At 73.2% G+C, this 13,470-nt stretch carries 13 protein-coding genes; 4 read left to right on the top strand and 9 right to left on the bottom strand.

What is annotated here, in order from left to right; all coding sequences use genetic code 11:
• The first annotated feature begins 107 nt into the window (after window positions 1–107).
• Together AC3IYI_RS31530 and AC3IYI_RS31535 are read left to right on the top strand one after the other, a co-directional pair.
• Window positions 108–266: a hypothetical protein gene (locus tag AC3IYI_RS31530; RefSeq protein WP_489406866.1), complete on the top strand. Its 159-nt coding sequence runs from the start codon at window positions 108–110 to the stop codon at window positions 264–266.
• Window positions 267–278: 12 nt separating this feature from the next.
• Window positions 279–929, top strand: a complete 651-nt coding sequence (locus tag AC3IYI_RS31535; RefSeq protein ID WP_489406867.1) for a disulfide bond formation protein B — start codon at window positions 279–281, stop codon at window positions 927–929.
• A 73-nt stretch (window positions 930–1,002) separates the two neighbouring features.
• Here the strand turns inward: AC3IYI_RS31535 and AC3IYI_RS31540 are convergent, their stop codons facing one another.
• The 5 genes from AC3IYI_RS31540 to AC3IYI_RS31560 all read right to left on the bottom strand — a co-directional run bounded on the left by AC3IYI_RS31540 (window position 1,003) and on the right by AC3IYI_RS31560 (window position 6,918).
• On the bottom strand, window positions 1,003–2,118 hold the full coding sequence (locus AC3IYI_RS31540; protein ID WP_489406868.1) for a TDT family transporter: 1,116 nt from the start codon (window positions 2,116–2,118) through the stop codon (window positions 1,003–1,005).
• Between the two features lie 23 nt (window positions 2,119–2,141).
• Window positions 2,142–4,319 (bottom strand): bifunctional polysaccharide deacetylase/glycosyltransferase family 2 protein, encoded by a 2,178-nt coding sequence (locus AC3IYI_RS31545; protein ID WP_489406869.1) that lies wholly within the window; start codon window positions 4,317–4,319, stop codon window positions 2,142–2,144.
• A 61-nt stretch (window positions 4,320–4,380) separates the two neighbouring features.
• A complete protein-coding gene (locus tag AC3IYI_RS31550; protein ID WP_489406870.1) occupies window positions 4,381–5,148 on the bottom strand; it encodes a hypothetical protein in 768 nt (255 codons plus the stop codon).
• A gap of 94 nt (window positions 5,149–5,242) precedes the next feature.
• Complete coding sequence (locus AC3IYI_RS31555; RefSeq protein ID WP_489406871.1) at window positions 5,243–6,172, bottom strand: hypothetical protein; 930 nt, start codon at window positions 6,170–6,172, stop codon at window positions 5,243–5,245.
• Entirely contained in the window at window positions 6,169–6,918 is a 750-nt protein-coding gene (locus tag AC3IYI_RS31560; RefSeq protein WP_489411744.1) for an RNA polymerase sigma factor, read from the bottom strand. The genes AC3IYI_RS31555 and AC3IYI_RS31560 overlap by 4 nt, the downstream gene beginning before the upstream one ends.
• A 196-nt stretch (window positions 6,919–7,114) precedes the next feature.
• On the opposite strand from AC3IYI_RS31560, the gene AC3IYI_RS31565 reads away from it, so the two are divergent.
• On the top strand, window positions 7,115–8,161 hold the full coding sequence (locus tag AC3IYI_RS31565) for a M4 family metallopeptidase (protein ID WP_489406872.1): 1,047 nt from the start codon (window positions 7,115–7,117) through the stop codon (window positions 8,159–8,161).
• A 108-nt stretch (window positions 8,162–8,269) separates the two neighbouring features.
• On the opposite strand, the gene AC3IYI_RS31570 is transcribed toward AC3IYI_RS31565, so the two are convergent.
• From AC3IYI_RS31570 to AC3IYI_RS31580, 3 genes are read right to left on the bottom strand one after another with little or no spacing between them, the layout of a single operon-like run.
• Entirely contained in the window at window positions 8,270–9,016 is a 747-nt protein-coding gene (locus AC3IYI_RS31570; protein ID WP_489406873.1) for a DUF2071 domain-containing protein, read from the bottom strand.
• Window positions 9,013–9,345 (bottom strand): metalloregulator ArsR/SmtB family transcription factor, encoded by a 333-nt coding sequence (locus AC3IYI_RS31575; protein ID WP_489406874.1) that lies wholly within the window; start codon window positions 9,343–9,345, stop codon window positions 9,013–9,015. The genes AC3IYI_RS31570 and AC3IYI_RS31575 overlap by 4 nt, the downstream gene beginning before the upstream one ends.
• Before the next feature lie 42 nt (window positions 9,346–9,387).
• A complete protein-coding gene (locus AC3IYI_RS31580) occupies window positions 9,388–11,910 on the bottom strand; it encodes a protein kinase domain-containing protein (protein WP_489406875.1) in 2,523 nt (840 codons plus the stop codon).
• Here AC3IYI_RS31580 and AC3IYI_RS31585 point away from each other — a divergent pair.
• Window positions 11,909–12,223 (top strand): ATP-binding protein, encoded by a 315-nt coding sequence (locus tag AC3IYI_RS31585; RefSeq protein WP_489406876.1) that lies wholly within the window; start codon window positions 11,909–11,911, stop codon window positions 12,221–12,223. The two genes, AC3IYI_RS31580 and AC3IYI_RS31585, sit on opposite strands and share 2 nt — an antisense overlap.
• Here AC3IYI_RS31585 and AC3IYI_RS31590 read toward each other — a convergent pair.
• Window positions 12,204–13,451 (bottom strand): NAD(P)/FAD-dependent oxidoreductase, encoded by a 1,248-nt coding sequence (locus AC3IYI_RS31590; RefSeq protein ID WP_489406877.1) that lies wholly within the window; start codon window positions 13,449–13,451, stop codon window positions 12,204–12,206. The two genes, AC3IYI_RS31585 and AC3IYI_RS31590, sit on opposite strands and share 20 nt — an antisense overlap.
• Between the last annotated feature and the right edge of the window lie 19 nt (window positions 13,452–13,470).

Genomic DNA, 13,470 nt, shown 5'->3' on the forward strand with positions numbered 1-13,470 from the left:
CAAAGGTCATAGATTCGCTCTATGGATCCATTGATCCGTTGCCGCTACCGGGCCGGAACTCCCCGCCGGAGGATGAACTCGTAAGCCTCCGATGAAGCAGGGACACCATGTACACCATCCTCTTCCTCCTGATCTCCGTATGCGTCCTGGCGGTCGTCCGCGACTGGCCAGGCAGGACACGGCTCCTGCTGTGGGCGGGAACCCTGAGCGTCACGCTCCTCGCGTTCCTCCCCCACCTCGACCGCGCCTTCAACCTGAGCTTCTGAGGAGGAGCAGACATGTCCATCACCGAAACCACCGCCACCCCCGTCGCCCGCCCCGCAGGGACCCGCACCGCCGGGCTCACCCAGCGCCTGGGCCTCTGGTTCGCCCACCTCTACGTACTGGGGATGTGCGCCACCATCGGCGGCGCCTACGTCTTCCAGTTCGGGCTGTGGGAGTACCCCTGCCCCATGTGCCTCCTGCAGCGGATGTTCATGCTGCTCAGCGCCATCGGGCCCGCCATGATCATCGCCCGTTCCCGCAAGGGATCGGTGACCACCCGGGAGTTCGCCTCCGGCTGGGGCATCGCCATCGTCTCGGCCCTCATCGGCGGGACCGTCTCCGGCGCACAGGTACTGATGCACGTCGCCCCCGGGGACCCCGGGTACGCCGGCGCCCTCCTCGGCCTGCACCTGTACACCTGGGCCGCCATCACCTTCTTCCTGGCCGCCCTCGCCGCCGGGGTCAACCTCGTCCTGGCCGATCAGGCCGCACCCCTGGACGCCGCTGCCGGCTCGCCCGCCCTTCGCCGCGCCGCCGGCTTCACCCTGGCCGTCCTGGCCGTCTTCGCCGTCAGCAACTTCCTGGCCTGTTTCTTCCTGCAGGGCTTCCACTGGCAGATGCCCGGAGACCCCACCGGCTACCAGTTCTTCACCGACCTCTTCTGATCCCCCCCCGCACACGCCGATTCCCCGTACCGGGCAAGGTGGCCGGTACGGGGAATCGGCATGCCCGGATCCGCTACGAGGCCGGGGCGAGGGTCCCGGCGAACAGTCCGCGCAGCGTCTGGATCCCGGCCGTGAGCCAGGCCAGCACGAGGAACACGTAGAGCCCGCCCGCGAGCCAGGCGCAGGCGGTCAGCCCGGTGTGCCGTGCGAGCCCCTCCGCACCGGTGACGCAGGTGCCGACGGGGAAGGTGAGGGCCCACCAGGTCATGGAGAACCCCATGCCGCGCCGCCGGGCCCGCAGCACCACCGCGCCCGCCAGCGCGAACCACAGCAGGGCGAAGCCCATCGTCGGCACCCCGTAGAGCACCGCGAGCATCCTGAAGCCCTCGGAGTAGGGGTCCGGGAGCACCTGCGGCGCGGCATCGGCGAAATTGTTCGCCGCCGTCGTGGACTGCCCCAGCGGGCCGAGCACCAGGAAGAGCGTGGGCGTCAGGGCGAGCGGCAGCCGCGGGCCCGCCAGCAGCCGCGCGAAGATGATGGGCAACAGGCACAGCGTCGCCAGCAGGCTCATGCCGAACATCGCGTAGCAGCCGAGCAGGAGGGCCTGGCGCCACTGGCCGGCCGGCAGGTGCGGGAGCAGCAGCGGTCCGAGCGCGGCGGCGACCATGGGCGCGACCACGGGCAGGATCCACACCGGTGAGGCGCTGCCCGGCTTCAGCTCGTGCCGCAACGCCATCAGATACGGGATGGCGGCGGCCACCAGCAGCCCGACGGCCGTGCCGGCCGCGTAGAGCACCGCGTCCACGGCGACGGCCGCGCCCAGGCCGATCCAGTCCTTCCCGACCAGCAGCGTGCCCGCTCCCACCGCCAGCAGGGCCATGGAGAGGCAGCCGTAGAACGGTGCCACCGCCGGATCGAGCAGATGGGCGCGCGCCTGGTCGCCGTGGCGGGCCCAATGGACCGTCCGGGTGATGAGCAGCACCGCCAGCATCACCGCGGACAGGGCCCAGACCACCGTGCAGGCCGTACGCAGGCCCGGGACGTGCCAGGGGAGGGCCACGCCGGCGTTGGCCACGATGGCCGTACCCATGACGCTCGCGTACCAGTTCGGGCCGAGCCGGCGGACCCGCGAGCCCCGGGAGCCGGTCACGGAAGGGAGCGCGGAGCGGGTCCGGGAGGGTGCGGTCATACGTCAACGGTGACCGGCCGCGCTCACCCCGACCAGTCGGCGTCCTGCCGGCCGGGGCTGCGGGGAGCCGGCGGGGCGACGGGGACCTGGAGGCTTCCGTAGCGTTCCATGCGCTGCCAGCGCAGGCGTGATCCCGCGATGGCGGTGAACACGGACTGGATGACGACCAGGTACATCAGCTGGCGGTAGACGAACTGCTGGAGCGGCAGGCTCCACAGCGGGCCGGGGTGTTCCTTGTCGAGGTGGAAGGCGTAGAGGCCCATCAGGAGCTGCAGCAGCAGGAAGGCGCTCCACAGGCCCAGGATTCGGAGCGGGTCGAGGAAGATGAGGCCGAAGACCGCGGTGACGTCGACCACGGGGGCGAGCAGCGGCAGCAGCACCTGGAACATCAGGAGGTACAGCAGGCCCCGGCGGCCGAGCTTTCCGGCCTGGCCCCGCTGGGTGAGGGCGCCGCGGTGCTTCCACATGGCCTGGAGGGTCCCGTAACACCAGCGGTAGCGCTGCTTCCAGAGGGCGCCGAGGGTGGCCGGGGCCTCGGTCCAGGCCTTGGCCCGCTCCTCGTAGACGACGCGCCAGCCGTCACGGCACAGGGCCATGGTGAGGTCGGTGTCCTCGGCGAGGGTGGTGTCGCTGACACCGCCGACGCGCAGGAGGGCCTCGCGGCGGAAGGCCCCCACCGCGCCCGGCACGGTGGGCATGCACTCGGCGAGGTCGAAGAGGCGGCGGTCGAGGTTGAAGCCGACCACGTACTCGATGTGCTGCCAGCGGCCCAGCAGTCCGCCGCGGTTGACGACCTTGGCGTTGCCCGAGACGGCGCCGACGCGGCGGTTGGCGAAGGGCTGGACGATCATGCGGACGGCGTCGCGTTCGAAGACGGTGTCACCGTCGACCATGACGAGCAGGTTGCAGGAGGCCGCGGCGATACCGGTGTTGAGGGCGGCGGGTTTCCCGGCGTTCTGCTGGCGGATGACGTGCAGGCCCGGCAGCCGGAGGGACTCGACGATGTCGGCGGTGCCGTCGGTGGATCCGTCGTCGACCACGATGACCTCCACCTGATGGTCCGAGGCCAGCAGGGACCGGACGGCCGCTTCGATGCCCGCGCTCTCGTTGTAGGCGGGGACGATGATGCTGACCGGTTCGGTGACGGGGGCTCCCCACGGCACCCGGCGCTTGCGCACGTGGCGGCGGGCCGCGGTGAAGACGGCCACGGCGCGCAGCACGCTGATTGCGCCGGCCGCCCACAGCAGCCAGGACAGCGCGCTGAGGACCCAGTCGCTGGCGCGCAGGGCGTAGATGAGGGAGGTGCCCTGCCAGGCGTCCACGGTGGCGGCGTCGTGCGTGGCCGTGGGCAGGCCGGTCGCCTCGGTGACGGTGGTGAGCTGGAAGCCCGCGGCCTTCAGCCGGGGGATGAGGCGTTCCAGGGCCGCGACGGTCTGCGAGCGGTCGCCGCCCGCGTCGTGCAGGAGCAGGATCTGGCCCTCGGCGCCCTTGGGCAGCGAGTTGGCCACGATCCGGTCGACCCCGGGGCGGCGCCAGTCCTGGCTGTCCTGAGTGCTGAGGACGGTGAGGTACTCCTCGGTACCGGCCTGGACGACGGAGTCCCAGGCGCTGTCGGTCAGTGCTTCGCTGGTCGAGGAGTAGGGCGGGCGCAGCAGGGCGGTGGTGACTCCGGTGGCGCCGGCGATGACCAGCTGGCTTTCGCGCAGCTCCAGGGAGCGGCGCCAGGGGGAGGCCGCGCCGAGATCGGTGTGGGTGAAGGTGTGGACGCCGATCTGGTGGCCGTCCTCGACGATCCGGCGCGCCAGGCCGGGGTGGGCGGCGACCTGGGCGCCCACGGTGAAGAAGGTGGCGCGGACGTCGTTGCGCCGCAGGACGTCCAGGATCTGCGGGGTCCAGCGGGGGTCCGGACCGTCGTCGAAGGTCAGGGCGATGGTGCGCGGCTTGACCTCCGCGGTCCGCCCCAGCCACCCCTCGATCACCGGGCCGCCCGTCCGGATCTGCTCCGGGACGGTGCCCGCCGGACCCGGATCGCGGGGGGCGCCGTCGGCGGTGGAGTCGAACATGTGCGTGACATAGCCCTGGAGCAGCAGGGCCGCCGACAGGGTCAGGACCAGGGTGGTCAGCAGCAGCCAGTGGGTGCGCAGGGGGACGTTGCGTACGGTGCTGTGCCGGCCGCGGGGGAGGCGGCGGTTCTTCGACAAGGGGAGGTGCTTCCTGCTGGTGCTGGTGCCGGTGCCGGTGTCTGAGCGGGGTGGGGGCGGGTCACGGGTGAGCGGTGGGTTTGCCGCCCTGGCCGGGCGCGGACGTGGACTTGCCGCGGCTGGTCTGGCCGGGGGACGGGTTGGCCCCGGTGGTGGCGGAGGGGGCCGGGTTCGCGGGGGGCGCGACGGTGGCGCCGGGCGTGCTCCCCGGAGCGGCGCCGCGGTCGGGGCTCGTGGCGGTCGGGGCGCCCGGCGCACGGGTGGCACCGCTGGTGCGCTTCGGGGCGGCGCTGGAACCGGGCGCCGGGGATGCGGTCGGCGCCTTGCTCCGCGCGGTCTCCGGGGCGGCCTGCGAGGGGTGGGGGAGCGGCAGGATCGGGGAGGAGAGCGTGGGCCCGCCGAAGAGGGAGCTCAGCAGCAGGACGATGTAGCCGACGGCCGGAACGACGAGGAGCCACCCCAGGCGTCGTACGCGGCGCTGGCGCCTGCCCGAGGAGTCGACGAAGACGGGACTCGGGTCGGAGGCTGGCCTGCGTGTGTGTCCTGACATGGGCTCGGGCTCGGGCACGGGCGTGGCGGGGGCTTCGGAGGGCGCGGGTGCGGGCCAGGGCGTGACGGGGTCTTGGAGGAAGGGCGCGGGCGCGGACCAGGACGCGCCGGCGGCTTCGGGGGAGGGCGCGGACCAGGGTGCGGCATCGGGTGCGGGCCAGGGCGCGGCGCCTTCGGAGGAAGGTGCGGGCCAGGGCGCGGCAGGGGGCACGGGCGCGTACGCGTACGCGGCGTGCGGATACGGGTCCGGTTCCGCCGTGGAACCCGGTGGTCGGTGCATCGGTGGACAGCCTCTACAGGTGGTGGACGGGACCCGGGCGGGGGTACGGGCACGGGGGCGACCCGCACTCCGCCGGACCGGATCCCGTCCGGGGTCAGGGGTTCGCCCTTGGGGGTGGCCCGGTCGGGACGTCCCTGCGGGGCGGGGACGGGGCAGCGCTCGGGGGTCCCGCAGGACGGGTGCCGGGCCCGTGCTCTGTGGCGCCGGGCCCCGGGGTGACGGGACGCCGGCTCGGCTCGGGTTTGCCGGGATGCGTGGGGGTCGCGGCCCGCGGGTTGCGCGTCGGAGCAGCGGCCGGCGCGGAGGCGCTCGGCTCCGGATCGAGGCCTTGGACGGGAGCGCAGTAGCCCGGAACACCGGACCGGCCTCCCGCCGCGGCGACCAGCGCGGCGAACCGCGGCTCGGCCAGGACCTCCTCGGGACGCGGGCCCGGGGCGCGGGTGAAGGCACGGCACAGCTCGGCCAGCTCTGCGGGCACCGTCGCGGACGAGCGGCCGGACGTCCCGGGGGACGGCGCGTCCGCGACCCGGGTGCCGGGAGTGGGGGAGGCGGCCGGGAGGCCGTGCTCGGGGGTGCCGCCGAGGACGGTGGGGAGGTTCCCCGTGCCGGCCGCGACGGCCACACCGCCGAGGGCGGCCGCCAGTACGGCGGCGGCGACCTTCGTGCCGAGGAGCGTCGCCGGGGTGAGCAGCGACCGCCTCGGGGAGGCCGGGACGGGCACGGGTGCAGGGGCGGCCGAGAGGGCGAGGCGGGCGGCCCGGAACATGGCGAGGGCTTCCGGCTCGCCGGACAGTTCATTCTTCCCCGCCGGAGCGGCGGCGGCGGCGAGCAGTCCCGCGAGGGCCACGTGATCGTCGTGGTACTCGTGGTACTCGTGATTCTCGTGACGGTCCGAGGTGGCGTGCGAATCCGTCAACTCACGCATATCGGACGCACCCGGCGTGCCCGAGGCCTGCGACCGGGCGCCGGCGAGCAACTGCTCGGCCGTGGCGCGGTCGATCCGGCGGGATCGGTGGGTGCTCATTTCGTGCCCTTCAGCGTCGGAGCCGTCGTCGGTGTCACTCCTGGGGCAGAAGTTTTTTCAGACCGGCCCGGATTGACCGGTTCACCCGGTATGCTCCCGCTGCCCGAGGCCCCCGTGCCCTGCTGGTCGAGGAGTTTGGCGAGCTTGCGCAGCCCGCGGTGCGATGCCATCCGTACCGCCCCGGCCCGTTTCCCCAGCACCCGCGCGGCGCTGTCCGCGTCCAGGTCCATGACCACCCGCAGGAGCACGGCCTCCGCCTGATCGCGGGGCAGGAGGGAGATCAGCGCGAGCGCGGCGCCGGTCCCCATCGTGGCCAGCGCGGACCCCTCGGTGTCCTCCGTGGACGCCCGGTCGTGCAGGTACTCGACCGGTACGCTCACGGCCGGCCTGCGGCGGCGCCGCCGCAGCAGGTCCATGGCCCGGTTCCGGCCGATCGTCGACACCCAGCCGCGGAACCCGTCGAAGTCCCCGCTGAACGAGCCCAGATCCCGGGATATCTGGAGCCAGGCCTCGGAAGCCACGTCCTCCGCGTCCTCGCCGACCAGGACGGTCAGGTAGCGCAGGAGTACGGGCTGCACCGCACGGAACAGTGCCTGGAAGGCCGCTTCGTCCCCCTGCTGCGCCGCCCGGACGGCGCCCGTCATGTCTCCCGGGGCGCCCTGGATTCCCGGGGCACCCCGGGGCCCCGGTATGCCCGCTCCGCTGTCGGCTCCGCCGAACTCCTCCGCACTGTGCACGCGGGACATCATGCGCCACCCGGGCCCGAGGACTCACCTCGGCAGGCGACCCGGCCCTCACCCCGGCGGCCGTCGCCCGGATGCCCGGCGGATCAGTGGCTTCGCTCCGGGGCTGGTCAAACGCGGGGATCTTGAGCAAGGATCGCGTCCGCACCTCACCACGCACGTTCTTCCGGCACCACACGTCCCTCACAGGAGGATGTCCATGCCCCGCCGTACCTCCCGCGGCCGTACCGCTGCCGTGATCGCGTCGCTGACCCTGCTCGGCCTGGCCGTGCCGGCCTCGGCCGACGCCTCGGCGCCCGCGTCCGCCCTGCCCCAGGGCCGCGTCTTCATGGTCAACCCCGTCCAGTCCACCGGTGATCAGACGCTCGTCGACGCCAAGGATTCGGCCGGCGCCGTACCCGACTCCGCTTACGCCTCGGCCGCGCTCCGCAACCTGGACGGCAGCGGGGGCCTTTCCGGCCGGTGGGCGTACATCCGGTCGGAGACCGGCGCACCGGCGGCCGCCCTGGACGCCGGCCGCTACACCCGCGCCGACGACCAATTCGAGCAGGTCATGGCCTATTTCTGGGTCAACGAGGCGCAGGAGTACCTGCAAGGCCTCGGCTTCGGCAGCGAACTGCGCGGAGCCAACGACCGCGCCCAGCCCGTCCGCCTCAACCAGTGGGGCGCCGACAACTCCTTCTTCACCGACAAGAAGGCCGAGATCCGCTTCGGCAAGGGCGGCGTCGACGACGCCGAGGACGCGGAGGTCATCGTCCACGAGTACGGGCACGCGGTGCACCACGCGCAGGTCCCCGGCTTCGGCACCTCCCCGGAGGCCGGGGCGATAGGCGAGGCCTTCGGCGACTACCTGGCCGTCTCGGTCGGCGACCACGCCGCCGCCGTGCGCGGCTGGCCGCGCGGCACGGACCCGGCGTGCGTGGCCGACTGGGACTCGGTCGGCTACAGCGCGGCCCCGCACTGCCTGCGCCGCATCGACGGCGACAAGGTCTACGCGGACCGCACCGGCGAGGTGCACGCGGACGGCGAGATCTGGTCCCGTGCCCTCCTCGACATCCGCGGGGCCCTGGGCGCGAGGACGGCCGACCGCATCATCGTCAACGCACAGTTCGACTTCGCACCCGACACCAGCTTCCGCGACGCGGCGCTCGCCACGATCGCCACCGCTCGGAGCATGTACGGGACGAGCGCCGCGGACGCCGTCCGGACGGCGTTCAGGGACCGCCAGATCCCCGGCATCGGCTAGGCCGTCCGGAATCGGGGTCCGTGTCCCGCCTCGTGCCGTGCTGCTCTCGGTGCGGGGCGGCCACGTCCTGGAATCCGGCGGAGCCCGCCGCAGATGTGACTGAGCGCATCACTGGGCGCGTTGGGCAACTCGGTCGGTGGACATGGTCGGGAGCGGCCACCAGCTGACGGGAACGTCGCGCATGACCAGGGCGCAGTCCAGGGTTGCGCTCCCGGGCGGGAAGTGGTCCGGGTCGTCGAAAAAGGACGAGGCGGCGGAGCGAACCCGGCCGGCTTCCACGTGCCAGGCGTCGGTGTGCAGTTCCATGCCGTCCAGGTGGCGGCCGGACCTGGTGGCCGAGTACCCCTTCGCCCCGCCTTGGAAGAAGCGGGAGGCCTCGGCGAGATCAGCGAAGAGCTCGCTGCCCCGCAGCTCCTCGCAAGGCTCGACCGTGACGTCCACCCGGGTGTCCCCGTTCCAGGTCGCGAAGGCGACGCGCACCTGGCCGGGCGTCTCGTGCACCTCGAAATCGGCGCGGCCGTGTTCGCCGGGGAAGATGCGGCCTCCGGCCCAGACGTTGAGCCGCGAGGCGGTGTCGCGACGTGGGATGTAGACGCCGGTTTCGACGCCGTCCGGTCCGTCCCATTCGACGGCGATCCGATGTGCCGCGTTCTCGCTCCGCAGGCCGAACGCCCTCGGGGCCCAGGTCGGCCGGACACTTCCCAGTCGCAGGAGGCAGATGCCAGCGACCGCGTGTCCGTGCACCAGTTGCGGGCGCAGCGGCTCGGGGAGCAGGCGTGCCGCGGCTTCCGGGGCGACCCGGTAGTTCACCAGAAGCCGTCGTTCAACGACGCTGGACAGACGTGGTTGCCTCATGATCCCTCGCTCTGCGCCCCGGGGCGCCATTTTGTGTGGCGCAGAACGATCTGCTCGGGGCAGACGGCGCTGAGAAACCGACCGATGGAGGTCGCCAGGCGATCCTCGGCCAGTGTGTAGAGGATCCGGTTGCCGTCCCGGCGCTCGGTGACCAGTCCCGCTCCCCTGAGCACGCCGAGATGCCGTGAAATGGACGGCGCGCTGATCGCGAACCTGCTCGCGATCTCGCCTGCCGCGAGCTCGCCACCTCGGAGGTCCTCAAGGATCTGGCGCCTTGTGGGATCGGCGAGCGCGCGAAAGGCCCCTGCCTCGTCCTGGTCGTCTGTCATGTTAGATATTTAGCACATTAGCTAAGTGTCTAACAGGGGTCGCTAGACCGCGGAGGGTTCGACGGACGACCACCCCTTGGCGGTCGGGGTGAAGACGATTCCGCCCACCACCAGGAAGCCGGACGGGCCGTCCGTCCCGGGGCGGACGCCGCCCGGGACGGTGAACCGGCCCGTCTGCTTGCGGGAGGCCAGGTCGATGACCACACCTGCGGTCCGGCACCGTACGTACGCCAGCCCGTCGGTCACCACCACCGCGTTCGCGGCCTCCGGGCGCTCCGGGTCGGTGCACTCCTTCGCCAGCGGGATCCGCCACACGGCGCCGCCGGACTCCTGGTTGAGCTCCATGAAGCCCGGCTCGCCGCCCGCCGCGGTCGCCATCAGGTACACCTTGTCCCCGGCCGCGGCGGGCCCGGACAGGGTCGTCCCGGCGTACGGCAGGTCGGCGCTCCGGCGCATGGCCGGCTCGCCGCGCAGCACGCCCGCCCCGTTCTCCTTGCTGCACAGGAAGACGGTCGCCTCGTACAAGTCCCTGGTCAGCGTCAGTCCGCGGGTCTCGCAGGTCCCGGGCATCGCGAACCGGGTGCCGTCCTGGGGGGTCCCGAACGGCAGCTTCTTCCCCGTGGCCCCGTCGAGGGCGGTCACGAAGGTCTGGAACCCCATGTCGGCCTTCTGGGTCCGCCCTTGTACGTACACCCGGTCCCCGTCGACCCTCAGCGCCGGGTAGCCGTCCTCGGATCCGGACACCGCCTGCTGCCACAGGAGCTTCCCGTACCGGGTCTCCAGGGCGGTGACCGTACCGGACTCGGAGACCGCGAACACCCGGCTGCCGGCCGCGTCCAGGACCGCCCGCTTCAGCTTCTCCTTGGTGGGGAACTCCCACCGGTCGATGCCCTCGTCGAGGTCCAGCGCGGTGAACCCCTTGCTGCCGGGCACGATCACCGTGTGGGTTCCGGCGACCGCTCCCGGGGCCACCAGCGGGGCCTGCCCTTCCACGGAATCCTGCAACAGCTGTCCCCACAGCATCTCGCCGGTCGCCGCGTCGAACCGGCTGAGCCCGTCGCCCGGAAGCTCCTTGCTGGGGCGGGGCTGCGTACACACCAGTGAGGAGTCCGCGTACACGCAGGCTCCCTCGTCCTTCGCACCGTCCCAGGCCCGCCAGCCGACGGGGCGCCGGGCGGGCGGGTCCGCGTAGGCACGACTGCCGGCCGGGCTGCCGCCGTCGGTGGCCACGTACGGGGCCAGGGTCCCGGTGACCGCCGGCCGGGAGGGCGTACGCGTGGCGCCGCCGGGGCTGCCCGACGGGCTGGGCGTCCCGGACGGCCCGGCGGACGACGCGGGTGCCTTCGCGTTGTCCCGCGTGCCGCCGTCCGACGGGGAGAACCGCAGGTAGACCCCGCCGCCGGCCAGCAGCGAAGCCACGAGCATCCCGGCGAGGAGGATGGGCCTACGGGGCCTGCGCGGCCGCCGGGGCCGCAGGGCCGCCGCCGCGTCCCCGGCGGGGCCGGTGGGCGGCCCGGACCGGTGGGTGAGCGGGCCGCCGGTGTCCTCGGCTCCCTCCCCGGACGGGGCCGGCGATCCCGCCGGGCCGTCGCTGTCGCCGTCGCCGTCGGCGCGCGCACCGGCACCGGCACCGACGTCGCCACCGGCCGCCGGATCCGGTTCCGCGCCGGCCCGCGAACCAGTCCAGGTCCCGGCTCCGAGGGGCTTACGGGCCTCCCCGCCCGGGTCCCCGTCCTCGCCGGCCGGGTTCTCCCAGTCGGCCGCCGGGATCCGCGCCAGCGCCTCCAACAGCTCGTCCGGGCCGGGCCGGGCGGCCGCCTCCTTGGCCAGGCACGCCCCGACCACGCCCCGTAGCGAATCGGCCAGGCCCGCGATGTCCGGCGCCTCCGACACCACGCGGTAGGCCGTCATGTAGTGCGACTCCGCGTCGAAGGGCCCCCGCCCGGTCGCGGCGAACACCAGCACCGACCCCAGCGAGAACACGTCCGACGAGGCCCGCACCCGCGCCGGAGCCGACAACTGCTCCGGCGACATGTACGGCGGCGTCCCCAGGATCTGCCCGGTCGAGGTCAGCGTCTGCTGCCCCGTCGCCCGCGAGATCCCGAAGTCGATGACCCGCGGCCCGTCGTCCGTCAGCATGACGTTGTCCGGCTTCAGATCGCGGTGGATCACCCCGGTGGTGTGCAGCTCGCGCAGCGCCTCCACCAGTCCGAGCGCGAGCACGCGCAGCGCGCTCCCGCGCAGCGGCCCGTCCGCCTTCACCCGCGCGCCCAGGGTCCGCCCCGGCACCAGTTGGGTGGCCATCCAGGGCCGCTCCGCGTCCGGGTCGGCGTCCACCACCGCGGCGGTGAAGGCCCCGCTCACCCGCCGGGCGGCCGCCACCTCCTGCCGGAACCGGGTCCGGAACTCCGGGTCGTCGGCGAACTGCTGGTGCACCAGCTTCACCGCGACGAGCCGCCCCGAAGCGGCCCGCCCCGAGTACACCGTCCCCATCCCGCCGGAACCCAGCCGGGCGATCAGGACGTACCCGCCGATCGCCCGCGGATCCCCGTCCCGCAGTGTCATGTCCCGCCCCGCCCACCCGTGTACGTCCGTCGGCGGCACCCTATCCCGGACCTGCGCACACACCGGCCCCGTCCTGCCGCCGGAGGAGGTTCCCGCCCTGTTCGCGCCGTTCCACCAGGGCCGGGCGCGCGGCAGCGGGTTAGGGCTGGGGCTCGCCGTGGTCCGGGCGATCACCGCCACGCACCACGGCGAGGTCGTGGCCACGCCCCACGCGGGTGGGGGCTCACGGTCCGTGTCCTGCTACCCGGCCGCAACGGCGGCGCGACCCGCCCGGGTTGATCCGGTCGGGCGCATCAGACCTCGCGATGTCTGATGTTGATGATCGCTGCCTTGGCCAGCACCACGGGGTTCAGGAACCGCACGGGACCGATCAGGCGGGACCCGAACCGGTGCATGTGCCGCGCCATCGACGCATCGCGGGCCGCCGCCGAGAACACCAGCGCCTCCCCGCGATTGAACGGACGGGCCTTGGCGAAGTCGATGGCCAGCTGCTGGTGACCGCGAAGTCGCCACTGGTGCCGTCGCTTGTACCGTCCGAGGGACCTGTCGAGGCTGCCCCGGCCGGCCAGGGCCGGGGCGACCGCCTCGGCCAGCCACTGCGCGGACTGCAGGGCCCACCCGCATCCGACTCCCCACAGGGGGTCGCCGGTGAGGGCGGCGTCGCCGATGAGCGCAACGCCCGGTGAGGTCGGCTTCCGGATCTGCAGCGGGTAGTCGACCGTGCCGATGATCTTCGAGATGCGTTCGGCGGAGTCGATGGGCGGTGCCTCGGGCAGGTCGCGGACGAACGCGGAGAAGCTGCCCTCCAGGTCCTCCCGGAAGGCCGGGAGCCGCTTCTTGTCCGGGAGCACGGCGAGGACCGTCACCCCGTCGTCGTTCGGGAACGCGTACGCCATGTCGGGTTCGAGGAACCAGGTGCGGCCGATCCCGTCGGGCAGCGGGAGGTTGCGGTAGTGGGCGAGGTAGCCGAAGCGCGTGTTCTCGTGCTTCCACGTGCGCATCCCGGCGAACTCGGCCACGGCCGAGTCCTTGCCGTCGGCGCCGATCACCAGGCGGGCCCGGATCTCGCGCTCGCCGTCCGGGGTCGACGCGCGGACCCCCACGGTCCGCCCGGCTTCCCGGACCAGCCCGGTCACACGGTGGCCGAGGAGCAGGTCGACGCCGGGGGTCTGCGCCGCACGGGACCTGATCAACGGGTCGAGGGTGCTGCGCCGGACGTTGTACCCGTACGGCAACTCGGGCCCGCCCGGCGCTGGCTTCGGCTCGATCCACCCCCAACGGGTGTACCAGCGAGCCTCGTTGCTGGGGACTCCCGCCTCCTTCAGGGCGGGGACGAGGCCGAGCTCGTCCAGCACCGGATGGGCGTTGGCCGTAATGGAGTGGGTGCACAGCACCTTGTACGCCTCGGGGTCCGAGCGGCGTTCCAGCAGGGCGACCCGGACGCCGCGTCGGGCGAGCAGGATCGCCGCGGCGCTGCCGGCGAGGCTGGCTCCGCTGATGACGACGTCGTAGTCGTGTTCCGCGCTCTCAGGCCTGGGCATGCGCTGATCGCCCCCTTCG

It is taken from the genome of Streptomyces sp. GL_148 (assembly GCF_057834205.1).

Excerpts from the sequence above, each read along its gene's own strand:
- AC3IYI_RS31530 (WP_489406866.1), top strand. The coding sequence starts at position 108 with ATGTACACCATCCTCTTCCTCCTGATCTCCGTATGCGTCCTGGCGGTC.
- AC3IYI_RS31535 (WP_489406867.1), top strand. The coding sequence starts at position 279 with ATGTCCATCACCGAAACCACCGCCACCCCCGTCGCCCGCCCCGCAGGG.
- AC3IYI_RS31540 (WP_489406868.1), bottom strand. The coding sequence starts at position 2,118 with ATGACCGCACCCTCCCGGACCCGCTCCGCGCTCCCTTCCGTGACCGGC.
- AC3IYI_RS31550 (WP_489406870.1), bottom strand. The coding sequence starts at position 5,148 with ATGCACCGACCACCGGGTTCCACGGCGGAACCGGACCCGTATCCGCAC.
- AC3IYI_RS31555 (WP_489406871.1), bottom strand. The coding sequence starts at position 6,172 with ATGAGCACCCACCGATCCCGCCGGATCGACCGCGCCACGGCCGAGCAG.
- AC3IYI_RS31560 (WP_489411744.1), bottom strand. The coding sequence starts at position 6,918 with ATGTCCCGCGTGCACAGTGCGGAGGAGTTCGGCGGAGCCGACAGCGGA.
- AC3IYI_RS31565 (WP_489406872.1), top strand. The coding sequence starts at position 7,115 with ATGCCCCGCCGTACCTCCCGCGGCCGTACCGCTGCCGTGATCGCGTCG.
- AC3IYI_RS31570 (WP_489406873.1), bottom strand. The coding sequence starts at position 9,016 with ATGAGGCAACCACGTCTGTCCAGCGTCGTTGAACGACGGCTTCTGGTG.
- AC3IYI_RS31575 (WP_489406874.1), bottom strand. The coding sequence starts at position 9,345 with ATGACAGACGACCAGGACGAGGCAGGGGCCTTTCGCGCGCTCGCCGAT.
- AC3IYI_RS31585 (WP_489406876.1), top strand. The coding sequence starts at position 11,909 with ATGTCCCGCCCCGCCCACCCGTGTACGTCCGTCGGCGGCACCCTATCC.
- AC3IYI_RS31580 (WP_489406875.1), bottom strand. The coding sequence starts at position 11,910 with ATGACACTGCGGGACGGGGATCCGCGGGCGATCGGCGGGTACGTCCTG.
- AC3IYI_RS31590 (WP_489406877.1), bottom strand. The coding sequence starts at position 13,451 with ATGCCCAGGCCTGAGAGCGCGGAACACGACTACGACGTCGTCATCAGC.